At 49.0% G+C, this 22,291-nt stretch carries 20 protein-coding genes; 12 read left to right on the forward strand and 8 right to left on the reverse strand.

What is annotated here, in order from left to right:
- Positions 1–37: 37 nt before the first annotated feature.
- The 3 genes from ACGHM3_RS12540 to ACGHM3_RS12550 all read left to right on the forward strand — a co-directional run bounded on the left by ACGHM3_RS12540 (position 38) and on the right by ACGHM3_RS12550 (position 2,945).
- Entirely contained in the window at positions 38–919 is an 882-nt protein-coding gene (locus ACGHM3_RS12540; protein WP_345421995.1) for a cation diffusion facilitator family transporter, read from the forward strand.
- A gap of 116 nt (positions 920–1,035) precedes the next feature.
- The gene (locus tag ACGHM3_RS12545) at positions 1,036–1,674 is read left to right on the forward strand and encodes a cytochrome c (RefSeq protein WP_345421998.1); all 639 of its coding nucleotides are present in this window, start codon (positions 1,036–1,038) and stop codon (positions 1,672–1,674) included.
- A gap of 35 nt (positions 1,675–1,709) precedes the next feature.
- Positions 1,710–2,945 carry an FTR1 family protein gene (locus tag ACGHM3_RS12550; RefSeq protein ID WP_345422000.1) on the forward strand — a complete coding sequence of 412 codons (1,236 nt, stop codon included), beginning with the start codon at positions 1,710–1,712 and terminating at the stop codon, positions 2,943–2,945.
- Between the two features lie 237 nt (positions 2,946–3,182).
- On the opposite strand, the gene ACGHM3_RS12555 is transcribed toward ACGHM3_RS12550, so the two are convergent.
- Positions 3,183–5,357 (reverse strand): heavy metal translocating P-type ATPase, encoded by a 2,175-nt coding sequence (locus tag ACGHM3_RS12555; RefSeq protein ID WP_345422003.1) that lies wholly within the window; start codon positions 5,355–5,357, stop codon positions 3,183–3,185.
- A 205-nt stretch (positions 5,358–5,562) separates the two neighbouring features.
- Here ACGHM3_RS12555 and ACGHM3_RS12560 point away from each other — a divergent pair, with 205 nt between their 5' ends.
- Complete coding sequence (locus ACGHM3_RS12560) at positions 5,563–5,808, forward strand: heavy-metal-associated domain-containing protein (RefSeq protein ID WP_345422006.1); 246 nt, start codon at positions 5,563–5,565, stop codon at positions 5,806–5,808.
- Positions 5,809–5,853: 45 nt separating this feature from the next.
- Here ACGHM3_RS12560 and cueR read toward each other — a convergent pair whose 3' ends face one another.
- The 3 genes from cueR to ACGHM3_RS12575 form a co-directional block, all read right to left on the reverse strand.
- Complete coding sequence (gene cueR / locus ACGHM3_RS12565) at positions 5,854–6,303, reverse strand: Cu(I)-responsive transcriptional regulator (RefSeq protein ID WP_345422009.1); 450 nt, start codon at positions 6,301–6,303, stop codon at positions 5,854–5,856.
- A gap of 103 nt (positions 6,304–6,406) precedes the next feature.
- A complete protein-coding gene (locus tag ACGHM3_RS12570) occupies positions 6,407–7,819 on the reverse strand; it encodes a Cu(+)/Ag(+) sensor histidine kinase (RefSeq protein ID WP_345422012.1) in 1,413 nt (470 codons plus the stop codon).
- A 1-nt stretch (position 7,820) separates the two neighbouring features.
- Positions 7,821–8,501: a heavy metal response regulator transcription factor gene (locus tag ACGHM3_RS12575; protein ID WP_011468426.1), complete on the reverse strand. Its 681-nt coding sequence runs from the start codon at positions 8,499–8,501 to the stop codon at positions 7,821–7,823.
- A gap of 191 nt (positions 8,502–8,692) precedes the next feature.
- Between ACGHM3_RS12575 and ACGHM3_RS12580 the strand changes: the two genes are divergently transcribed.
- The 8 genes from ACGHM3_RS12580 to ACGHM3_RS12615 all read left to right on the forward strand — a co-directional run bounded on the left by ACGHM3_RS12580 (position 8,693) and on the right by ACGHM3_RS12615 (position 14,659).
- Entirely contained in the window at positions 8,693–10,576 is a 1,884-nt protein-coding gene (locus tag ACGHM3_RS12580) for a copper resistance system multicopper oxidase (protein ID WP_345422024.1), read from the forward strand.
- Positions 10,573–11,409 carry a copper resistance protein B gene (locus ACGHM3_RS12585; protein WP_390518182.1) on the forward strand — a complete coding sequence of 279 codons (837 nt, stop codon included), beginning with the start codon at positions 10,573–10,575 and terminating at the stop codon, positions 11,407–11,409. Before ACGHM3_RS12580 ends, ACGHM3_RS12585 begins: the two co-directional genes overlap by 4 nt.
- A 55-nt stretch (positions 11,410–11,464) precedes the next feature.
- Positions 11,465–11,977, forward strand: coding sequence for a DUF411 domain-containing protein (locus tag ACGHM3_RS12590; protein WP_345422027.1), 513 nt, complete (start codon positions 11,465–11,467; stop codon positions 11,975–11,977).
- Between the two features lie 101 nt (positions 11,978–12,078).
- A complete protein-coding gene (locus ACGHM3_RS12595; protein WP_345422030.1) occupies positions 12,079–12,315 on the forward strand; it encodes a hypothetical protein in 237 nt (78 codons plus the stop codon).
- 13 nt (positions 12,316–12,328) lie between these two features.
- Positions 12,329–12,901, forward strand: a complete 573-nt coding sequence (locus ACGHM3_RS12600; protein WP_345422033.1) for a cytochrome c — start codon at positions 12,329–12,331, stop codon at positions 12,899–12,901.
- 167 nt (positions 12,902–13,068) lie between these two features.
- Positions 13,069–13,800 carry a glutaredoxin gene (locus ACGHM3_RS12605; RefSeq protein ID WP_345422036.1) on the forward strand — a complete coding sequence of 244 codons (732 nt, stop codon included), beginning with the start codon at positions 13,069–13,071 and terminating at the stop codon, positions 13,798–13,800.
- A 48-nt stretch (positions 13,801–13,848) separates the two neighbouring features.
- A complete protein-coding gene (locus ACGHM3_RS12610) occupies positions 13,849–14,361 on the forward strand; it encodes a DUF305 domain-containing protein (RefSeq protein WP_345422039.1) in 513 nt (170 codons plus the stop codon).
- A gap of 79 nt (positions 14,362–14,440) precedes the next feature.
- Entirely contained in the window at positions 14,441–14,659 is a 219-nt protein-coding gene (locus tag ACGHM3_RS12615) for a hypothetical protein (protein WP_390518250.1), read from the forward strand.
- Positions 14,660–14,798: 139 nt separating this feature from the next.
- On the opposite strand, the gene ACGHM3_RS12620 is transcribed toward ACGHM3_RS12615, so the two are convergent.
- From ACGHM3_RS12620 to ACGHM3_RS12635, 4 genes are all read right to left on the reverse strand, one after another.
- A complete protein-coding gene (locus tag ACGHM3_RS12620; RefSeq protein WP_345422042.1) occupies positions 14,799–16,010 on the reverse strand; it encodes a permease in 1,212 nt (403 codons plus the stop codon).
- Positions 16,011–16,136: 126 nt separating this feature from the next.
- On the reverse strand, positions 16,137–19,364 hold the full coding sequence (locus ACGHM3_RS12625) for a CusA/CzcA family heavy metal efflux RND transporter (RefSeq protein ID WP_345422045.1): 3,228 nt from the start codon (positions 19,362–19,364) through the stop codon (positions 16,137–16,139).
- Positions 19,358–20,962 (reverse strand): efflux RND transporter periplasmic adaptor subunit, encoded by a 1,605-nt coding sequence (locus ACGHM3_RS12630; RefSeq protein WP_345422048.1) that lies wholly within the window; start codon positions 20,960–20,962, stop codon positions 19,358–19,360. The genes ACGHM3_RS12625 and ACGHM3_RS12630 overlap by 7 nt, the downstream gene beginning before the upstream one ends.
- Positions 20,955–22,268: a TolC family protein gene (locus tag ACGHM3_RS12635; RefSeq protein ID WP_345422052.1), complete on the reverse strand. Its 1,314-nt coding sequence runs from the start codon at positions 22,266–22,268 to the stop codon at positions 20,955–20,957. The genes ACGHM3_RS12630 and ACGHM3_RS12635 overlap by 8 nt, the downstream gene beginning before the upstream one ends.
- Positions 22,269–22,291: the final 23 nt, after the last annotated feature.

The raw sequence follows: 22,291 nt of genomic DNA on the forward strand, positions 1-22,291 counted from the left end.
CTATCAAACAACTTATAATCATTGCACAGGAGAAACCATGCATTCTCACTCACATGACGACAACGGCAGTGCAAGAATCGGCTGGGCGTTTTTCCTCAACGTTGGTTTCACGATCATAGAATTTGTCGGCGGCATACTAACCAACAGCACCGCAATTATGGCCGATGCCGTCCACGATCTAGGAGATAGTATATCGATTGGACTGGCCTGGGTATTGGCAAAACTTGGAAACAGGCCCGCCTCGCAAAATTTTTCCTACGGGTACAAGCGTCTTTCGTTATTAGGCTCATTGATTAACGGCATCGTTCTGATTGCTGGTTCAGCCTGGGTACTGTACCAATCCATTCCTCGTTTATTCGATCCAGAAATGCCAGTGACAGAGGGCATGCTGGCACTGTCGATTTTCGGTATCGCGGTAAATGGTTTTGCCGCATTTAAGCTTAGCAAAGGAAAAACCCTGAACGAGAAAGTGCTCAATTGGCATCTGCTAGAGGATGTGTTGGGATGGGTCGCCGTTTTTATAGTATCGGTCGTACTTATGTTTGTGGAATGGCCAATTTTGGATCCTATATTAGCAATCGGGTTTACTCTGTTTATTTTGTTCAACGTCATACGCAATGTGGGCACCACTTTAAAACTTTTTTTACAAGGGGTGCCGGACAAAAATCTTGCGAGAAAAATTGAGCGAAAACTCAAAGATGTTCAGGAATTTCAGCGTTTCCACCATTTGCATTTATGGTCTCTGGACGGAGAACACCACGTGCTCACTGTCCATATTGAACTGGAAGCCGATGTTTCACTGGAAGACCAACGAGACTTAAAAAGGCGCTTATCGCAAGAACTTGCTGAGTTTGATTTAAGCCATACTACCGTGGAGTTTGAACTGTATAACGAGCCTTGCAGGGATCATTCGATTTGAGCTCAACAGAAGTTAGGGGTGAAATACGGCCGGTTCGACAGCTTGACACTATACCAACTATAGACTTCACAATTGAGAGCTATTCTCATCAAAGTTGCTGCACTCGAGGTTTTATCGTGTTCATTCTTTCGTTCAAGCGTTACAACATTCGTCTGGTATTCGCTCTGATTCTTATTTTGTCAGGACTGAGCTGCTTGGCCGACACGTCAACCCCGGATTTTCGCCAGATGGCGCAACTTGCAGAGTACGTGGGCGTTGATTATCCGGAAGCGGTGGCCAATGGTAAAATTATTAATGAGGGGGAATATCAGGAAATGCTGGAGTTTTCCCGCATTTTGGTAACAGAGGCGCAACAAACCAAAGCTACCACGATAATTTCCAGAGCCCAAAAATTGGAAGCGGCCATTCATGAAAAGCAGACGCCGGAAGTCATTCGACAATTGGGCAGAGAGTTGCGCAGTGAATTATTGATGCTCATGCCTGTATCATCTCAGCCCTCACAGCTCCTTCCAATCAGTGAGACTCATTCCCTGTTTCAAACACATTGTGCTGCCTGCCACGGAGCGATGGGCAAAGGCGATGGTGTTGCAAGCGCAGGACTCGAACCGCCGCCAACAGATTTTACTGATCGAGAACGTGCAATGAATCGCTCAGTACTTGGCCTTTACGATGCGATTACCGACGGAATCAAGGAAACGGCCATGGTCTCTTACGATCAGCTCAGCGAAGAGCAGCGTTGGTCCCTCGCATTGTAGGTGGTCTCGCATTTGAAGCAAACGCAGAAGAAAGAGTGAACACTACCGACCTCTCCATTAAAGAGCTGATTAATCACAACCCGATACAGTTAGCGAACGGAGATTCTAATACGCTAAAGAGTGTCATTTACCTGCGCGCACAACCGAGTGCTCTTTTTACGGAGAAGCCATCGCCCTTGCAAATTGCTCGCGATCAACTGTTGGCCGCACGCGCTTCATACAACAAGGGAAACTATGAAGAATCCAATCGACTGGCCGTGAGTGCCTATCTCGACGGGTTTGAGCTAGTAGAAAACAGCCTGGATACACGGAACCCCGATCTCAGGAAAGACATCGAAGCCAATATGATGGCGCTGAGAAAACAATTTCGGGAAAGTTCAAACCAGGAACAACTCAATACACTCCTCGACATTACTTTGGCCCAGCTAGAAACGGCAAAACGACAACTATCTGCAGACAGTCTTTCTAACGCTACGCTGTTCAGCGCAAGTTTAATTATTTTATTACGCGAAGGATTGGAAGCCTTGCTTGTCACTCTGGCCCTTGTCTTGGTATTAATCCGCTCTGAACGACGCGACGCGCTTAAATTTGTCCACGCTGGCTGGATTACGGCGCTCATTGCCGGTGGGGTAACCTGGTGGGCGGCGCGATCGCTCGTCAATATTAGCGGTGCCAGTAGAGAGGTAATGGAAGGTGTTGCCGCTTTAGCTGCGGCGTTGGTGCTATTTTATGTCGGCGTTTGGATGCACAGTAAATCCAATACCATACAGTGGAAGGCGTACATTCAAAAACACGTTACTCAACGGTTAAAAACCGGAACATTGTGGGGAATAGCTACACTCGCATTTGTCGCCGTGTATCGAGAAGTTTTTGAAACCGTGTTGTTCTACGAAGCGCTACTGACCCAATCTTTACCAGCTCAAAACCCAACGATTATTGGGGGTTTCCTTGTTGGCTTATTCTGTTTAAGTATCATCGGATGGATAATGGTTCGTTACTCAATAAAGCTTCCTATTGGACGGTTCTTTTCCGTAACCACGTACCTTCTTGTTGGCTTGTCCTTCGTATTGATAGGAAAAGGGGTAATCGCCCTGCAGGAAGCGGCTTTCATTGACGCGTCCCCGCTTCCGATATCATTTGAGGTTGACTGGATTGGCTTAAAATCCACATGGCAAAGCTTAATGGCCCAAATCACTATACTGGTGTTATTTTTGGTGTTCATGCTGGTTTCTAATCAACGACGAAAACCAGAAACCAGTTCAGATTCTTAAATCACTAATAATGCCTACTGTTTAGTTAAAAGAGCAAACCCGTTTAGCGGATGCAGAGGTACACTTATTAAATATCTGTATCTCTACGTGCAAAACATTTTAGATTAGAGTGATTATTTTGAAATTGATAATCACTCTTAAATTAAAGTTATCGAACGTTTCAAACTTCAGTACCCGAAATAGTCTTGTCGTTTTCTAACGTCAAACCATTTTGATTTCTATTGTAAGTCCATTTATTCATGTGATTTTGTCAAGTTTGAGAAGCAATGCATTGAGCACAACACTCACACTACTAACAGCCATAATAGCTCCCGCCACCATCGGGTTAAGCAATCCAAAAGCAGCAAGCGGAATTCCAACCAGGTTGTAGATAAACGCCCAAAACAGATTCTGACGAATTTTTTGTTGAGTTTTTTTAGCAATGGTAATAGCTTCAACAACCCTCAATGGATCACTTTGCATTAGAGTAATACCCGCAGTCTGCATCGCAACATCGGTACCCGCCTCCATCGCTATGCCTACGTTGGCCGTTGCTAATGCGGGAGTGTCATTAATGCCGTCTCCGACCATTGCCACTTTTTTACCTTCCAACTGAAATTGACTCACCACGTCGGCCTTGTGTTCTGGCATCACTTCCGCTCTGACAAAATCAATACCCAATTTAGCGGCGATAACGTCCGCACTGTCTTGTGTGTCGCCAGTGAGCAGACAGGTTTGTATCCCCAATTCGTGCAATCGACTGACGGCTTCAATTGCACTGGATTTAAGCGTATCCTGGAATTGCACTAGACCACAAAGCTCAATCGTATTGGGTGTTATTTGTCTCGCGACCCACGAGAGCGTATTGCCTTTTATCGCAAATTTTTCGCTATAGTCTTCGAGTAAAGACGCTTCAATACCGACGTTTAACATCAAACGTTTATTGCCAAACCAGTAATTACCCTCTTCTAACTGACCGCGCATTCCAAGGCCTGGCAGGGTATGAATCAACTCGAAGCGCTCGGCGAAAATGGATTCTTTTGTTGCATGATCGAGCAGTGCCTTTGCAAGTGGATGTTCGCTGCCCTGCTGCAGACCCTTTAAATAACCCAGCAACTGTTTTTCTTCTCCGACAAATGCATCGATCTGTTCGACTCTGGGTTTACCCTCTGTCAAGGTGCCGGTTTTATCAAAAGCGACCACATCAACATGTTCTGTCGATTCCAAAATTTCAGCATCTTTAATAAGAATACCTCTTTTGGCCGCCAATCCCGTCCCTACCATAATGGCGGTTGGCGTCGCTAGACCCAGTGCACAGGGACAAGCGATAACCAGCACGGCTACAGCACTGATAATCGCTTGCGTCCAATCGCCGGTAACAAAACCCCAAGCCAACAAAGTCACCAGTGCAATCACTAAAACAACAGGCACAAAAACAGCGCTGATACGATCGGCCAATTTTTGTAATGGTGACTTCTTCGCTTGCGCTGATTCAACTAAATGAATGATTTTTGCGAGTGTACTTTCCGCATTGCTGGATGTGACTTTTGCAGTAAGCAAACCATCGATGTTAATTGAGCCGCCGATCACTTTATCGCCTTCCTGCTTTTCAACCGGCAGACTTTCACCGGTAATCAAAGCTTCATTGATATAACCGTTGCCAGAAAGGATAACGCCATCGGCAGCTACCCTCTCCCCCGCTTTAATTAAAATAATATTGTCAATTTGCAATGTGTTTGCGGGAACAATTTTCTCGATACCGTTTTCAACTAAATTAGCGTTTTCAGGCCGAATATCTTGAAGAGCGCGAATGGCATTGGTGGTTTGATTTTTGGCTCTGGCTTCCATCCATTTGCCTAAAATAACCAGCGTGATGATCACTGAGGATGATTCAAAGTACAAATGTCCTGCATGACCGATAAGGATGTTATAAATGGACAAGCCATAGGCCGCGGATGTACCAAGTGCGACCAGGCTATCCATATTCCCACTGCGCGCCTTTAACGCAGCGTAGGCACCACGATAAAAACGGAAACCGAAATAAAACTGCACAATAGAAGCCAACATTAATTGCAAGCCAATTGGCAGTAACCAGTTAAAGCCGAACCATTCCCCTACCATTGGCAGCATCAACGGGATGGTCAACATCCCTGACAAAATAAATGAACGACCACCTTGGTTTGTAGCGTTGACTGACGACGCGTCCTCCATAGCGATTGCTTGATATCCAGCATTTTTGACCGCTGCATAAATAGTGTCTTGAGAGGTGTCAGCACCGACTTCAACTTTTCCAGTTTCCGTCGCAAAATTCACACTGGCACTGCTCACCCCATCGGTTGCCAGCAGCGCCTTCTCAATACGTCTTACACAGGACGCACAGGACATCCCCTCGATTTTAAATTCAAAAGATTGATGGTCGGTTAAAGGTTTCATCGCAAGTTCTCCTTAGGATTTAGTGCAGCTTAATCCTTGCCATCGTGGGAAAGTCAACAAGTGCGTATGGCTAAAAACCCGCAAACTAACATCGCATGAGATACGGAAATTTTTTGATGAATTAGTCTTGACCTTACCACAATGGGAGACATCAAACTGAAAGCATCCCATCCGGGATTGCAAAGAATTTAACGAGGTTTACCTTATGATTACCTTTAATGTTCCCGATATGACCTGTGGTCATTGTGAAAAAGTGATAACCAAAGCGGTTAAAGAAACAGATGGCAATGCAAAAATCCATTTTGATATGAAAGCGAAAACGGTGGCGATTGATTCGTCTTCTCCTTCACGACTTTTACAGCAAGCAATTGAAGCAACGGGCTATGAAGTCACCGTTGAAGGAAGTAACGATAAAAACAGCAGCAGCTGCTGTGGACATTGCAGTATTTGATACGTCATACAGGGTTGCCTGGGCAACCCTGACTTTACACGCTTTTCAATGCGAGCAAGAAATTCCTTCCAAAATTGGACAGTCTGGCCGCTCATCACCGCGACAGTGTTTGGCTAAGTTCGATAAAGTATCGCGCATTTCCTGCATTTCTTTTATGGCTTCATTAAGCGATTGAATATGCTCTTCGGCTAAGCGTTTGACCTCCGAGCTGGGGCGGCCTTTATCTTGATACAAATTCAGGAGTGTGGCGATCTTCTTCATGGAAAAGCCCAGTGACCGCGCGCGCTTAATGAATTGAAGCGTATGGATATCAGATTGGCTGAAGATTCGATAATTGGCGTCAGTTCGATCGGCTTCGGGCATCAATCCAATCTGTTCATAATGGCGGATCATTTTCGCGCTGACACCTGATAGCTCAGAAGCTTCACTGATGTTGTAGTAACCGGACTGGCGTGCCTGGGACATTTCGGGGCGGTGCTTCTGGACTCTTCGCATTTTGATTACCTTCGACGGTTAAGCGTTGACAAGTCTATACCCTCCCATTATGGGAAGGTCAACCAGAAAACCGAGGGTAACCCGGTAGCGATTGTCGTTATCGCTAACCTGCTTTTTTATCATGAGTTGGCAGCGAGATAACGAATCGGGTAGTACCCATTTCGGAGGACACCTCCACATTTCCGTCATGTGCCTCAATGATTGACTTCACGATCGCCAAACCCAAGCCCGCGCCCTCGCTCTGACGCTGCCTCGATGGATCAACGCGATAAAAGCGGTCAAAGAGTTTCGGTAGGTGGTCTTCAGGAATACCCTGCCCCGGGTTTTCAATTGTTATTTGGGCCTGATTGCCAACACCCTCAACAGTGACATTGATTGTTTCGTTCTCTGGTGTATAACGAAGCGCATTAGACAAAAGGTTAGAAATTACTCGGCGCAGCATCGAACGATCGGCCATCACGTTGACGCGATCTCCCCCTACAGCCAATGTAATTTTTTTATCCTCCGCCAAGGCTTCGAAAAATTCGAAGGTGGCTTCAACTTCTTGTCTTAAATCCAGCAATTCCCAATTGGGTTTAAGCAGGCCGTTCTCTCTCTGCGCGAGCCACAGCATGTCATTCACCATTTTGGTCAATCTTTCTTGTTCTTCCAAATTGGAATAGAGCAACTCCCGATACTCTTCAAGTGTTCTCGCTTGCCCCAAACCGACCTGGGTTTGCGTTGCGAGGTTCGTAAGAGGTGTTCGCAACTCATGTGCGATATCTGCTGAAAAGTGGGACAGGCGCGTGAAGCTGTCGTCAAGGCGACTGATCATCTGGTTAAAGGACGCCACCAGAGGTTGCAATTCCATGGGAACAGCTTTTTCATTCAGTCGCATATCCAATTGGTCGGCTTGAACAGATCGTATGGATTCACTGAGTGCCCGTAGTGGCGCATGCCCTTGATGCACACCGTACCAGGCTGCGAGTATAGTAAGCCCACCAGCCAGCGCCATGATCAACCATAAATTGCGGCTGAAATGTTCGAGAAAGCGCATATGGAAGTCCATATTGATGGCCGCAGTGATGAGATAGTTTCGGCCGTCAATTTGCACTTGTGTCATCGCGCCTCGATAGGATTTATCATCAATATGCCAACTCACAAGATTCTCGGCGCGGATAGCGTCCACCGGGGCATTGAATCTAGCACGGGGAGGAAAAACCACTTCATCTGGGCCATAAACCAGCGCACCAGATTCGTCCCAAACCTGATAATACACACCGTGATGACCGGAAACGGCATGGGGAAGTGTTTCGTCGGCGGAACGACCTGAACGTGTTGTCTTTTTTAGTGCTTCTGCCACGGCACGGCTGATGACAACCAATTCGTCAGCGTCTTGTTCTGCAAAATGCTGTTCGACTGACTTCTGAACGAGATGGCCGATTACAACAAGGCTGAGACTAATGGCAAGTGCGACAAACAGCATCACACGATTGTTGAGTGATAAAGGTCGCGCCAGGCGAAATCCAAACGCCATCTTATTCGTCCTCAACATCGAGTTTGTAGCCCATGCCACGCACGGTATGAATCAGCTTGGGCTCAAAGCCTTCGTCAATTTTGCTTCTTAAGCGACGGATGGCGACATCAATCACATTGGTGTCGGAATCAAAGTTCATATCCCACACTTGGGAAGCGATCAGTGAGCGTGGCAGCACTTCGCCCTGCCGCCTTGCGAGCAACTCTAGGAGGCAAAATTCCTTGTGACTGAGGTTGATTTTGCGCCCACCACGAAGGGCACGATGCTTTGGCAGATCGAGGATCAAATCCGCTACTGTGATCTGATCGGCGAGTACCGGCGCCGTACTTCTACGCAACAAGGTGCGTACCCGAGCCAGCAATTCGGCAAACGCGAAGGGCTTAACCAGGTAGTCATCAGCGCCAAGTTCTAATCCTTTAACACGATCATCAACACTGTCGCGCGCGGTGAGAAATAATACGGGCGCCTGGCATCCCGATTCTCTTATGGACTGAACAATGCGCCAGCCGCCCACATCGGGCAGCATCACATCGAGAATCAACAAATCAAACGTTTCCGTCATCGCCAGGTGATGGCCATCGAGACCGTTCCGGGCGAGCGTCACCATAAACCCGGCCTCGCTCAGGCCTTGCTGCAAATAATCCCCGGTTTTGACTTCGTCTTCGACTACTAGAAGCCGCATGGCTCTGCCCTCATCTGTACATAATTTGTCTTATTGAAACAATAGCTCGTCTTTCCCCACAGAAAGATGACCGGAAGATTACAACTTTGTCATTTTCAGGTCATGCCCATGACAGACTCCTGACTGTAATCTCCGCTCCAGACCTTAAAAACGCGCTATTGGAACAATGACATTTTTTGGAAAACGACACTATGAATCGCCTATTTAGCCCCCTCGCCAGCTCCTTGAGTCGTCGGCGTTTTGTTCAAGGCCTCGCGGTTGGCGGCGTTCTGGCAACGATACCTGCTGCGTTGCTGGCACGCGAATCAGCTCAAACTGCTCTGGGTTCAGCCCCTGTGCTCAGCGGCACCGATATCCATCTGGAAATAGGCCAATCGCTGGTGAATTTTACCGGTGTAACCCGTATGGCGACGACCATTAACGGCTCCATTCCCGCACCCACACTGCGTTTACGCGAAGGCGATGACGTGACGATACGAGTCACAAACCGGCTAAGTGTCCCGACGTCCATTCACTGGCACGGCATTTTATTACCCTTCGAAATGGACGGTGTTCCAGGTATCAGCTTTAAGGGGATTGCGCCGGGGGAAACCTTTGTTTACCGATTTAAACTCCGTCAAAGTGGCACCTACTGGTATCACAGTCATTCAGGCTTTCAGGAAATGACGGGGATGTACGGTGCTCTCATCATCGAGCCTCGCTCAGGCGAAAGACACGAGGCCGATCAGGACTTTGTCGTACAACTCTCTGATTGGACCGATGAAGATCCGATGCACGTATTCAGTAAACTGAAAGTTCAGGGGGATACTTTTAACTTCAATCAACCGACTTTTTTTGACTTCACTCGCGACGTGTCTGACAAGGGGTTAAAAGCGGCGTTGAGCAAACGCCAGATGTGGAACCAGATGCGCATGAACCCCACCGATCTGGCGGACTTATCTACCGCTACCCTCACCTACCTCATGAATGGTACGGCTCCTGCGGGGAACTGGACAGGCGTATTTAAAAAGGGAGAGCGCCTGCGCCTTCGATTCATCAATGCCGCCAGCAATTCCTTTTACGATGTCCGTATCCCCGGTTTGAAACTGACCGTTGTGCAGGCAGACGGTCAGGACGTGGAGCCCGTTTCCGTGGATGAGTTTCGCTTTGGTCCCGGTGAAACTTACGATGTTCTGGTAAGACCTGATGATGAGGCCTGCACAATTTTTGCACAGAGCATGGACCGCACCGGTTATGCCCGTGGGACCCTGGCTACACGGCAAGGTCTGTCAGCACCCGTGCCGACCCTGGACCCAGTGGAGTGGCTGACCATGCAAGACATGATGGGGGCGATGAACCATGAAGGGATGGGTCACGATGCCTCTATGGAGGGAATGGACCATAGCAATATGAATATGGAAAAAATGGATCATTCGAAGATGGATCATTCGCAAATGGACCACTCACAGATGCACGGCGGTATGGTCATGGATCACAGCATGCACGGTATGCAACAGGGTTCCCAAAATCCGCTGGCGAAGCCGTCTACCAGCGTCAATCATGCACGAACAGAATATGGCCCTTCTGTCGATGCACGGGTGGATACGCCACGCACTAACCTCGACGACCCGGGTATCGGGCTTCGCGACTTGGCAGAAAAAGGTTTGCGCCCTGTGGGTCACAAGGTACTCACGCTTGCCGATCTACAATCTCTCGATGGTGTGCTTGATGATCACCGTGTACCCGAAAAAGAGTTGGAGTTGCACCTCACCGGCAATATGGAACGCTACAGTTGGTCTTTTGATGGACTGGAGTTCGGCCGCAGTACGCCCGTTTCGCTCAAACACGGGCAACGTGTACGCATTATCTTGCAAAACGACACCATGATGACCCACCCGATGCATTTGCATGGCATGTGGAGTGAGTTGGAAACCGATCAAGGTGAACTTCGCGTCCGGCGCCACACCATTCCTGTGCAACCGGCTCAACGCATCAGTTTCCTCACAACGCCCCACGATTTAGGGCGTTGGGCTTGGCACTGTCACCTTCTGTTTCACATGGACGCGGGCATGTTCCGCGAGGTGGTGGTGTCATGATTAGGAATGTTCTTATCAAGCTAGCTCTAATGGCTCCTGGCATGGTTTTCGTTCTAGCCAATGCTGCCTACGCACAGATGGACCAGATGCAAATGCAAGATGAAGCGCCCAGTGATGCTCGTGATCCACATGCTTATTCAGATGGTTTCACCTTAACAGACGGACCTTATGCGCTACCTGGACCCAGACAGCTAAAATTAGCCGACGAACATCGCTTTTGGGCCGTCATCGGTGATCGCCTGGAATATCAGGAGGAGTCAGAGAGTACCGTATTTGATGTGCAGGCATGGTATGGGACCACCTATAACCGCTTGGTTGTAAAAACCGAGGGGGACATTGTGAATGGCACCCTGGAAGAGAGTTCTACCGATGTACTTTGGAGCCGCGCCTTTAATGCGTATTTCGATACTCAGCTAGGCGCACGGGTGGATACCTATGACGAAGGCGAAGACCGCCAGTGGCTCGCTCTGGGTTTTCAAGGGCTGGCCCCCTACTGGTTTGAGGTCGATGTCACGGCTTATCTCGGTGACGATGGAAGAACAGCTTTATCTGCAGAAGCGGAGTACGAACTCTTGTTCACCCAACGATTGATACTGCAGCCCAGAATGGAAATAAATTTGCTTGGTAAAGATGATCCTGAAAACGGACTCGGTTCAGGACTAACAAATATGTCAGTAGGTTTGCGCCTTCGCTACGAATTTAGCCGTCAATTTGCGCCTTACATTGGTGTTGAATGGACAGGCGCCTTTGGCGACACCGCAGATTATTTACAAGCGCAAGGCGAAAATAAATCAACCACACAAGTTTTGGCGGGGTTGAAGTTTTGGTTTTAATGAAACCAAAACAGTCATCACTCTAAATATTGTAGCGTTAAAAAAGGTTTAATGTATGCGTAAAATTCTGCTGTTCACCGCAATTCTAATACTGGGTGCATGCTCTGAAAATTCTGCCGATGGCGCGTCCGGGTCGGCACTATTAACTAACGAAGATGAAACGTCGTCCCTCGCACTAACCGTTTACAAAACACCAACATGCGGTTGTTGTGGCGCTTGGGTTGATCACATGGAAAACGCAGGATTTTCAATAACGGTACATGACCAAGAAGATTTGAACCCCATCAAGGATAAACACAAAATTGCACCCTCTAATCAATCCTGCCATACCGGCATCTTAGATGGTTATGTGTTCGAAGGGCATATCCCTGCGCACATAGTTAAGAGATTTTTGAAAGAACAACCAGAAGACACACTTGGTTTAACTGTTCCGGGTATGCCCTTGGGCAGTCCCGGCATGGAAATGAACGATCGATTTCATGCATACGATGTGCTTCTGATGAAAGCAGATGGCAGCACAAGCGTTTATGAGCACATCGCCAAACCAGAAGACAGTAAAGGTAGCTAGCTTTGGTCTTACTTCCGACATATCCCCCGTTTTAGAGGAACACTATTATGAACATGAAACTTACCCCACCGATCTTGCTTATAACTTTGTTTACGACGGTCATGAGTGCTCAAGCTCACGATCCCAAAGAACATATGAAGGACGCTGAAAAACCGGATTGCTCCGCGATGAAAGATATGGATCACAGCAAAATGGATATGGACGACCCGGTCATGCAAGCCATGATGAAAAAATGCATGAAAGATATGCATCATGGCAAAGACAAAAGCGAATCCGATTCAGACCATGCGCACGACGACAATAACAGCGAGGACGAGCACGCCGAGCGTCAACATTAAATGAGAGGGCACCATGCTATCGATCTCAGCGTTTTTGAAGAGCTTATTGCTCATTGTGACTGCAGCCGTCCTTGCTGGGGGGCTGTTTATCTATTCGGGGTTTTATCCGATGGGAGCCGATACACAGCATCATCCAATTACCTATTGGTTGTTAGAAACGCTGCGTGAGAAATCCATCGCTCGCGCTGCAAAAAACATTCAGGTCCCGGCAGATTTGGATTCTTCCGATCGCTTATTATCAGGCGGTGCGGATTACAATGACATGTGCGCGAGTTGCCACTTGAAACCAGGCAAAACAGAAAGTGATTTTACCATCGGTTTGTACCCCTCTCCTCCCAATTTGAGCGTCTCTGCCGACGAGCATAAGCATAGCCACGACGCTCGATCCGCCGGAGACGAAACCATCAAGAGACAATTCTGGATTATTAAACACGGCATAAAAGCGTCCGGCATGCCCGCTTGGGGACCCAGCCACAGTGATGATCGTATTTGGAATATGGTGGCGTTTTTACAACGTCTCCCAAGTTTGTCGAAGGATCAATATCAAATATTGACAGCCAGAGGTGATACGGAAGAATCCCATTAATTTAACCTCTGTTAACGTCACTTTAACCGATCCACTTGTAAATCTTTCAAATATTTCCTTCGAAAATTAATCAAACACCTTTGATTCTTAGATATTTTCAACGATCAAAATCGGCATATTATTCGCACGCAAATTATCAAACAAAATTTTAATATGAGGAGAACATTTTGAGCAAAACTGCAACACTTTATAGAATGCATACTGATGAACACATCTGCCCTTATGGCCTTAAGTCGCGCGATTTACTCAAGCGGCAAGGATACGAGGTCAAAGACCATCGCCTCACCTCACGAGATGAAACAGATGCCTTCAAGCAAAAGCACGATGTAAAAACCACACCGCAAACCTTTATTGACGAAAAACGAATTGGCGGTTATGACGAGCTCAAAAAATTCTTCGGTAAAGCGGTATCTGATAGCGAAGAGACAACTTATGTACCAGTCATCGCCATCTTCAGCGTGACATTTTTAATGGCATTAGCCTTAAGTTGGAGTCATTTTCAAGGTATTGAAATACTGTATATCGCCGAGACATTCATAGCGTTAAGCATGTGTGCTTTGGCCATTCAAAAACTTCGCGATTTGAGCGCTTTTTCCCTTCAATTTATTACCTACGATTTACTGGCGATGAGATATGTGCCCTATGCCTACATTTATGCATTTACAGAAGCTTTTGCAGGTATAGGTATGTTAACCGGGGCGGCGTCGTGGTTGTTCGCTCCACCCGCTTTATTTATCGGTACGATTGGCGCTATTTCTGTCTTCAAAGCCGTTTACATCGATAAGCGAGAACTAAAGTGTGCTTGCGTGGGCGGAAACAGTAACGTTCCTCTGGGATTCATATCATTAACTGAAAATCTGATGATGGTTGCCATGGGTACCTGGATGTTATTTAAGTAACCGAAAAATAATACGCAAAAATACCTTTTTATAATCCTGGAGGATACTATGTCACATTACGTTAGATTTGGACTGATGATTGCCACGTCGATCGTGGTTATGTTTTGTTTAAAATACTTAAGCACATACGAGATGAGTCACGTATTTTACAGTGAAACACGCACGTATATGGCATTGATGATGGGTGCGGCGATGGCGGTCATTATGCTGAGCTTTATGTTGTCTATGCACAAAAATAAAGGTCTCAACGCTGGTATTTATCTGGGTAGTGCAGTGTTATTTATTGCCGCTCTTTTTCTTGTAAGATCTCAATCAACGATACAAGATTCGTCCTATATGAGATCGATGATTCCCCATCACTCCATTGCCATCCTTACGAGCGAGCGATCTGAAATTACCGATGTTCGTGTGCGAGAGTTGGCTTATGGTATAATCAAAGCACAACGTAAAGAAATTAAAGAAATGGAGTGGCTTCTTGACGATATCGATAAAAACGGGAAGGCAACGACCGATTTAGAAGCAGAACAACGGCCGGTACCTGAGTTTGAAGGGAAACTTTAATGTGTATATGAACAATATCAAAATATTTCATTATCACACAAAGGTATAGCTTGCCCTAGCCGTTTGTAGACAAATCGAACTGGAAATAAGAGATGTAATTTCTCATTACAAGCTGTTGAATTTTTACACAGGGCTTATGGATTCCAGTGGTATGGATTTGTCGGCATTGAAAGAAGTTATAACGTTTGAATTAAAGAGTAATAATCATTACGGAATAATCGTCATCGTCGGCGACAGCAACTGGCAAAGTTGGCCAACACGGTTTTGCGATTTCATGTTGAATGCACCAATGCATTAATTCGATCATGCGCACTATGACGAAGCATGCCAGCGGTAAAACTATTAATTGGCTGCAAAAAGATCGACCAATGGCTCATCCTTCTGGGAAGTTTAATAACCTCCCAGAAGGATGACACCGAAATCGATGTAAATTGCGTTTATAGTGCCGGAAGCACTGCAACACCAATCACCAACCAAATATATGAAATGATGGACAGCACCAACAAAACCCAATCGCCAACACTTCGGTTACCGGACATACTGTCGGTCTTTTGCGAATACCACCAATAGATAAAAAACCCGCTGAGCCCAATAAAAATAATATTCAGGAAAAGCGAATAATCGATTTCAAAAAACTCTCGATCTGACATAGATTGCGATCCCGAGCTTTCTGGCAGCAAGCCCAGCAAATCGAAACCGTAGTGCATAAGCGACGACACACTGATTAAGGCACACAGAAAAATGAGCATAATATAGAAAGCCATTTTCCAACCATAGTACTGCGCTTGAATGCGCAGCACCGGAAATACGACAAGATCGCTGAAGATAAACGCCATCACGCCTGCAAAACTGACACCTTGACCGAAGAGCACAGCCGCGAGAGGGATATTGCCCATGGAGCCAATAAACGTAAAAAATGCCGCAATGGGCCCGACCAGTGTTTGTGCCAGCAATTGCCAAAAAGACGTCGACTCCTGTCCAGCACCGACGAACAACGATTGGAAAAATTCGGTGGGGACAAAGGTTGCGATGATCCCGGCTACCGTAAAGCCAACGGTCACATCCTTCCAAACCATTTTCCATTCCATGACATATTGATTGGCGACTTGCTGCCAGCCATCCTTGCTCGTGATTTTTTCTTTCCAGCTTTTTTTCTCGCTCATGGATGAGCTGTGACCAGCCTCGGCACTTTTTGCATGTTCTCGGGCCTGATCTTCAAGTTTTTTCTTGCGTGTAAGTTTTACCAGGAACCAAACGATTAAAATCAATAGTATCCCGCCGACATATTCACCGACGACAAACTGCCAGCCAAGAAAAATGGCAATGACAATACCGAGTTCGACAACCAAATTCGTGGACGCCAATAAAAACGCCAGGGAGGGAATTAAACCCGCACCTTTAACAAACAAGGCGCGCGTTGTAGATAAAGCGGCAAAGGAACATGAACTCGAAATAAACCCAAAAAAAGTGCCCAGTGCAACACTCTTTGCGCCTGTTTTACCCATGGATTTTTGCATTCTTTCCTGGGTGACAAACACCTGGATCATTGAGCTGATGACATAACCCAGCGCGAACGCCCAAAAGGCCATCCAAAAGAGTCCTACCGTTGTGTGCGCAGCGTTTTGCCATTGCATTAAAAATTCATTCATAAGCGTCCCCCAATTTAAGTTGTATTTCGCAGCAAGGAATGTTCCGATAAAACACCGCGCGTGATCGCACGTACACATCCCTGTTCGGCGGATTCCTCGCATGGCGTTTGCAAAAAAAAGTACGCGCTATTGCTTTGTTTTCACATTGTTACCATCTCCCGTTGGTAAGAGCCCCGGCCCTTTCCAAAGTGCGAACAACGCAGGGAAAACCAATAGCACAGCGATTAACGCCGAAGCGGTCCCGCCCACCATGGGCGCGGCAATACGTTTCATCACGTCAGCCCCGGTGCCATCACTGATTAAAATGGGAATGAGCGAAATCAGTAAAGTTAAGCTGGTCATGAGCATCGGCCGAATACGTTGCGCGGCGCTTTGCGCGACTTTTTCGTGAAACTCATCCAGGCGGTTTTTTGAATCCAGCGTTTCCGGTTTTTGCAGGGCATCGTCCAGGTAGTGCAACATCAACAAACCCAACTCTGCGGCCAGTCCGGCCATCGCAATCATGCCGACCCATACCGCCACACTGAGTTTGTAATTGAGTAAAAAGAGCAGCCAGATCGAGCCCATCAAGACAAAGGGCATGGCCGACAGTACAAACATCGTGTCACTGAAGCGGCCGCGATGCAGATAGAGTAAGAAAAATACGGCTAGCAAAGTGGCCGGTATTACCCACTGCAATTTGGCCTTGGCCCGCTCGAAATACTGGAACTGCCCTGCCCATCCAATGCGATAACCTGCCGGAAGTGCAACCTGCTCAGAAACAACCTGTTTGGCTTGCGTGACATAGTCAGCTACACCCAAATCGCCCTTGAGATCGACGAACACAAAGCCGACCAATTGCCCATCCTCGTTACGAATCATCGGCGCCCCGGTACGAAATTCGATATCGGCCAATTCCGTGATCGGTACCTGCGTGCCGGTTTTGGTGGGTACCAGTACTTTTTCAAGCGCCTCAATGGAGTCGCGATAGTCCCGTGCGTAGCGCACCATCACCTGATAGCGCTCGCGTCCTTCCACTGTTTGCGTAGCGGGCATGCCACCCACCGCCGCCATCAAGACCTCCTCGACATCCATTACATTCAGGCCGTAACGCGCAGCGGCGTCACGATTGATGTCAAAATCCAGGAAGTAACCCCCGGTCAATCGCTCGGCGAACGCGCTGCGGGTATAGGGTGCGGTGCGCGAATCGGCTTGCAAAGCCTTCTCAATCGCAACCGCGGTTTCTTCAATCTGGCTAAGATCGTCACCAAAGACCTTGATGCCGAGCGTGCTGCGAATGCCGGTGGCCAGCATCTCGGTGCGGGTCTGGATCGGCATCCACCAGATATTGGGCATACCGGGATAGCGCAGCTTTTCATCCATCTCGGCAATCAGGTCATCCCAGGTCAATCCTTCTCGCCATTGATCCTTGGGTTTCAAGGTGATGACCGTTTCTACCATGGACAGCGGCGCCGGGTCGGCAGCACTGGTTGAGCGGCCCACCTTGCCGAAGACACGCTCCACCTCGGGGAACGTTTTAAGCTGCGCATCCATACTTTGCAGCACCTTGCCGGCTTCGGTGATGGACATCCCTGGCAGCGCCGTCGGCATGTAGAGAATGCTGCCTTCATTCAAGGGTGGCATAAACTCGTTGCCCAACTGCCGGGCCACAGGCCAGGTGAGCACCAGTGACACCACGGCGACGGCAACTACAGGCCAACGAAACCGAATGCAAAAGCGGATCATCGGCAGGAACACGGCAAGTAGCAGCCGATTCAGCGGGTTGCGCTCTGCATGGATCTTGCCTCGTACCAGCAAGACGGCGAGCGCGGGAATCAGGGTCACCGATAAAATCGCCGCAAAGGCCATGCTGTAGGTTTTGGTAAACGCCAAGGGTTTAAATAGCCGACCTTCCGTCGCTTCCAGAGCAAATACCGGTACAAACGAAATGGTAATGATCACCAGAGAAAAGAAAATACTCGGCCCCACATCCTGCATGGCGCGAATGATCACCGCTTTGCGCGCGAGTGGATCGCCGTTCTGATCCAGGCGTTTATGGATGTTGTCCATCATCACCACGGCCGCGTCGACCATCGCCCCAATGGCCACAGCAATACCCCCTAGGGACATGATATTGGCGGTGAGTCCCTGGAATCCCATGGGAATAAACGCCAGCAAAATGGCAATGGGCAAGGTAATACACGCCACTAACGCGGAGCGCACGTGCAGTAAAAACGCCATGATGATCAGTGAGACGACGACCATCTCTTCGATCAGCGTGTGTTTCAGGGTATCGATTGCGCGCTTGATTAAATCGGAACGGTCATAGGTGATCACCACTTCCACACCGTCAGGTAAACCGGCCTGAACCTCTTTTAGGCGTTGCTTTACCCGCTCGATCACATTGAGCGCGTTCTCGCCATAACGCATCACCACGATGCCGCCAACCGTTTGCCCCTCGCCGTCAAGCTCCGCCAGCCCTCGTTGCATGGCTGGCCCGAGCGTCACGTCGGCCACCTGGGATAGCTTGATGGGAACATGATTGGCATCGACGCCGATGACCACCTTTTCCAGATCGGCGCTGGATTTCAAATAACCCCGGCCGCGAATAAAATGTTCGTGGCCAGCGATTTCCAGCACCCGACCTCCGACATCGTTGTTTGATCGACGTATGGCTTCAATGACCTTGGGGAGGCCAATGCCAAAGCTCGCCAGACGATGGGGATCGACCTGCACCTGGTATTCCTTAACGAAACCGCCGATAGACGCGACTTCGGCTACGCCGTCAATTGCGGTCAACCAGTAACGCAGTTTAAAGTCCTGGATGGCTCTCAACTCGGCCAGGTCATGCTGGCCTGTCTTGTCCACCAGCGCATATTGGAACACCCAACCCACGCCTGTGGCATCCGGACCCAGGGTGGGTTGGACATCGTCGGGTAGCTGACTGGACACGGTATTCAAATATTCTAATACTCGAGAACGCGCCCAATAAATGTCGGTGCCATCCTCAAATATTACATACACAAAACTCGACCCGAGAAAACTCTGACCGCGCACGAAACGCACGTTGGGAACAGAGAGTAAGGCTGTGGTAAGCGGATACGTTATTTGATCTTCCACCAGATCGGGACTGCGCCCTTGCCACGGGGTATAGACAATGACTTGGGCATCCGACAAATCCGGAATGGCGTCCAGAGGGGCCTGCAGAAAACTGCGATAACCCCACACGGCGGCAATCAGCACCAACAAAATCGTAATGCCTGGTTTGTGCGCGCAATAGGAAATCAGCCATGCAACCCAACTACCGGATTGGTGCTGCTCAGGTTGTTTCGACTCTGCCCTATCACCTCGGGTAGGCTCTTTTAAATCTACCATTGATCAACCCCCGCCTTGAGCTTGCTTTCGGCCGCAATCAGGAAGTTGCCAGAGGTGACTATCCTGTCGCCATCCTGTAACCCCTTTCGTACCACCACATACTCGTCGTCACTGTAGCCAGTGCGCACCGTTACCGGCTTAAGGCGGCCTTCGCCGATGTCCTTAAACACAATGCGTTTTTCGCCCGACACCAACACAGCATCTTTGGGAATCAGGAGCATCTCGCCAAAATCCGATTTCAGCGTGGCTTGGGCAAATAACCCTGGCCTCAACTGGCCGTTGGTATTGTCTACCTGAAGTCGAACACGAGCGGTGCGTGTGTTTTCACCGAGAAAAGGATCGACCTGCATGACGGTCGCGGTAAATTCATCGCCCGGAATATTGGTAAGGCGCACCGAAGCCGACATCCCCGGTTCAATCAGCGGGAGGTCTTGCTCATAGGCAAACGTCTCAATCCAAAGTGAAGACAGATCCGCGATTTTCAGGAGGGTTTGCCCCTGGCTAAAGGCGGCACCGGCAATGATATTTTTCTGCATGACTACGCCATCGGTGGGAGCAAAAAGAGGCACATAATCCTGTGCTTTACCTTGCTTTTCCAACCAATCAATTTGCGCGTTGTTCAGGCCCCATAGGGTTAAGCGCTTGCGACTGGCGTTGACCAACGCCTGGCGCTGGTTGCCTACGGATCCCTGGCGACCGCGTTTCACGGTTTCCAGGTATTCTTCCTGTAAAGACAGCAGTTCCGGGCTGTAGACAGTAAAGAGCTTCTCGCCTTTACGAACCGGTTTCCCTTCAAAGTCCGCATATAAATCACCAATCCAGCCGTCAAAGCGCAGACTGATCGCCGACAGGCGCGTTTCGTCGTAGGTGATTTGCCCCTGCAAGCGGATGGGAACCTCAAAGGGGGCGCGAATCACTTCGCCGGTTTTGACGCCTATGGTTTGCCGTCGTCCTTCGTCGACCATGACGCTGCCGCTTTGCAACTCTTCACGGGTGACCGGTACTAAGTCCATTCCGCAAATGGGACAGGTGCCGGGTGTGGCCGATTTCACTGAGGGGTGCATTGAGCAGGTGTGGTAGGCCACATCCCCCGATGGGGTGGCCGTAGTGAGCTGAATGCCTCTACGCCCGGTTGCCATATCAAAGGCTAAATCCACGTGGTGCGCCTCATCCGTGGCCACATCAACCGCCAGTGGCCAACTGCCCGCCATCGCCAGTTCAAAATCACCCTGATAGACGCCCGCTGCGCTTTCCTGAATGTCGGCCTGCGCGTGCATAGCCGGCATGGCACCCATTGCAGGCATCTCGCCAACGGCCCGAACCCTAGCGCCTGACACCGGGTTGCCCTCCTGATCTTTCACCTGGATGACAATGCGGTTTTCACCCACTTGAGGGGTTTCGGGTTCAACGCTCACCGCGATCTGAAAAGGCCCCGCTTGAACAAAATCCGAATTTTCTGATGATATCGAGTGATTTGAAGAGGAAAACATTGCGCCCCAATCAATCTGGACGGCCACGAGGGTAACGATAAGGGTGGCGACCAGTGCGGATACCCCAATGACATATTCTTTTTTCATTTTGTTCGATGGATTATTCATTGCTAGCGTCCTCTGAAGCGTCGGCATAAAGGTCGGTTTCGAAAACCACGCCAGATGCCGCCAAAAGCTGGGAAAATTGCATATATTGATCACGCAGAGCCTTCTCAGCCGCACGTTGAGTGGAGAGCAACTGACGTTGCGCGGTGAGCAAAGTTAAAAAGTCACCGCTTCCCGATTGATATTCGTCCTGTGCAGTGGTGAGGGTTTCCTCAGCAAGCGGCAGAAGGTCCTGTTGGTACAGGGCGTAAACGTCTTGTGCCTGTTGCCAATGGCTGTGTGTTTGAGTCAACACCTCTCGCAGCTCGGCGTTCAGATCCTGCTCTTCCCAACGCAGGGCGCGTTGTTCAGCGCGCAGGCAATCCTCGCGTCGGCTGCGTTTGCCAAACGCAAGCGGCAAGTTGACACCTACACCAACTACCCAGCGTTGCTCATCATTCATCCATAAGCTGTTATACCGCGCCATGACATTGAACGAGGGGTAGCGATCTTTTTCGGCTAAAGAGAGTTCGTAGTTTTTTTGCTGCTGTTGTGCGTTTAGCATTTGCATACGTGGCTGCTGGTCGAGCTTGGCCATGGAACTCCGCCATTGCTCGGCTGGAAAATCTGTCAGCGGTAGACGGGTGTTCAACTCAACGCGCGTACCTTGCTCCAGATTGCCCAATCGCTTTATTTCGCTGAGATCGCGCTCAATCCGTGCTTTCAGCTCAATGGCTTCCTGCAATAAAAAATGATGTTCTTGTGTCGCATGCAAGACGTCAGATTTGGCGGCAGTGCCCGCAGCGTACTTTGCACGCACGACGGTAAGAAACTCTTGCCAGAGCGCCTGATGGCGTTGATTAATCGCCAATAATTGCTGGTGGTATTGCCACTGGGCATAGGCCAGACGTACCTGCTTGGCGAGATTTACCCGCCCCTGCAATTGCATGGCCTCCAGAGCGTCGGCCTGAGCCCCAGCCGCTTGTTTTCGCAATGACAAAACGCCCGGCCAGGGCAAGGGCTGGCTGAGCTCAACGATATACCCATCGTCGAATCGCTCATCGCCCAGGGTTTGTGGGGCGACACCCACCGAGAGTTTCGGGTCATCTAAGTAGCCAACGACCTCGGCGCGAAGTTGTTGTGCTTGCCAGCGGGCGTTAATCGCTTGTTGAGTACCATTACACGCCAGTGAATGCCTAACGAGGTCTTCAGCCCTCACAATTGTGGGGATGCTGCACTCTGGTTCTTCCATAGCGGTAGTCGGGGCGGACCAGAATACGACGCCAAACAGTGCCAATGTGATTGGCACCAGGAATTTGTAAAAAATCACGAGGAATTCCTCTAAAAATCACG

It is taken from the genome of Halioxenophilus aromaticivorans (assembly GCF_042850945.1).
Classification (GTDB): Bacteria; Pseudomonadota; Gammaproteobacteria; order Pseudomonadales; family Cellvibrionaceae; genus Halioxenophilus; species Halioxenophilus aromaticivorans.

What these genes read in the sequence shown, in the direction of transcription:
- ACGHM3_RS12610 (WP_345422039.1), top strand. Translation starts at nt 13,849, where the DNA reads ATGTCACATTACGTTAGATTTGGACTGATGATTGCCACGTCGATCGTG.
- ACGHM3_RS12630 (WP_345422048.1), bottom strand. Translation starts at nt 20,962, where the DNA reads ATGAATAATCCATCGAACAAAATGAAAAAAGAATATGTCATTGGGGTA.
- ACGHM3_RS12620 (WP_345422042.1), bottom strand. Translation starts at nt 16,010, where the DNA reads ATGAATGAATTTTTAATGCAATGGCAAAACGCTGCGCACACAACGGTA.
- ACGHM3_RS12585 (WP_390518182.1), top strand. Translation starts at nt 10,573, where the DNA reads ATGATTAGGAATGTTCTTATCAAGCTAGCTCTAATGGCTCCTGGCATG.
- ACGHM3_RS12575 (WP_011468426.1), bottom strand. Translation starts at nt 8,501, where the DNA reads ATGCGGCTTCTAGTAGTCGAAGACGAAGTCAAAACCGGGGATTATTTG.
- ACGHM3_RS12540 (WP_345421995.1), top strand. Translation starts at nt 38, where the DNA reads ATGCATTCTCACTCACATGACGACAACGGCAGTGCAAGAATCGGCTGG.
- ACGHM3_RS12625 (WP_345422045.1), bottom strand. Translation starts at nt 19,364, where the DNA reads ATGGTAGATTTAAAAGAGCCTACCCGAGGTGATAGGGCAGAGTCGAAA.
- ACGHM3_RS12600 (WP_345422033.1), top strand. Translation starts at nt 12,329, where the DNA reads ATGCTATCGATCTCAGCGTTTTTGAAGAGCTTATTGCTCATTGTGACT.
- ACGHM3_RS12555 (WP_345422003.1), bottom strand. Translation starts at nt 5,357, where the DNA reads ATGAAACCTTTAACCGACCATCAATCTTTTGAATTTAAAATCGAGGGG.
- ACGHM3_RS12595 (WP_345422030.1), top strand. Translation starts at nt 12,079, where the DNA reads ATGAGTGCTCAAGCTCACGATCCCAAAGAACATATGAAGGACGCTGAA.
- cueR (WP_345422009.1), bottom strand. Translation starts at nt 6,303, where the DNA reads ATGCGAAGAGTCCAGAAGCACCGCCCCGAAATGTCCCAGGCACGCCAG.
- ACGHM3_RS12570 (WP_345422012.1), bottom strand. Translation starts at nt 7,819, where the DNA reads ATGGCGTTTGGATTTCGCCTGGCGCGACCTTTATCACTCAACAATCGT.
- ACGHM3_RS12560 (WP_345422006.1), top strand. Translation starts at nt 5,563, where the DNA reads ATGATTACCTTTAATGTTCCCGATATGACCTGTGGTCATTGTGAAAAA.
- ACGHM3_RS12580 (WP_345422024.1), top strand. Translation starts at nt 8,693, where the DNA reads ATGAATCGCCTATTTAGCCCCCTCGCCAGCTCCTTGAGTCGTCGGCGT.
- ACGHM3_RS12590 (WP_345422027.1), top strand. Translation starts at nt 11,465, where the DNA reads ATGCGTAAAATTCTGCTGTTCACCGCAATTCTAATACTGGGTGCATGC.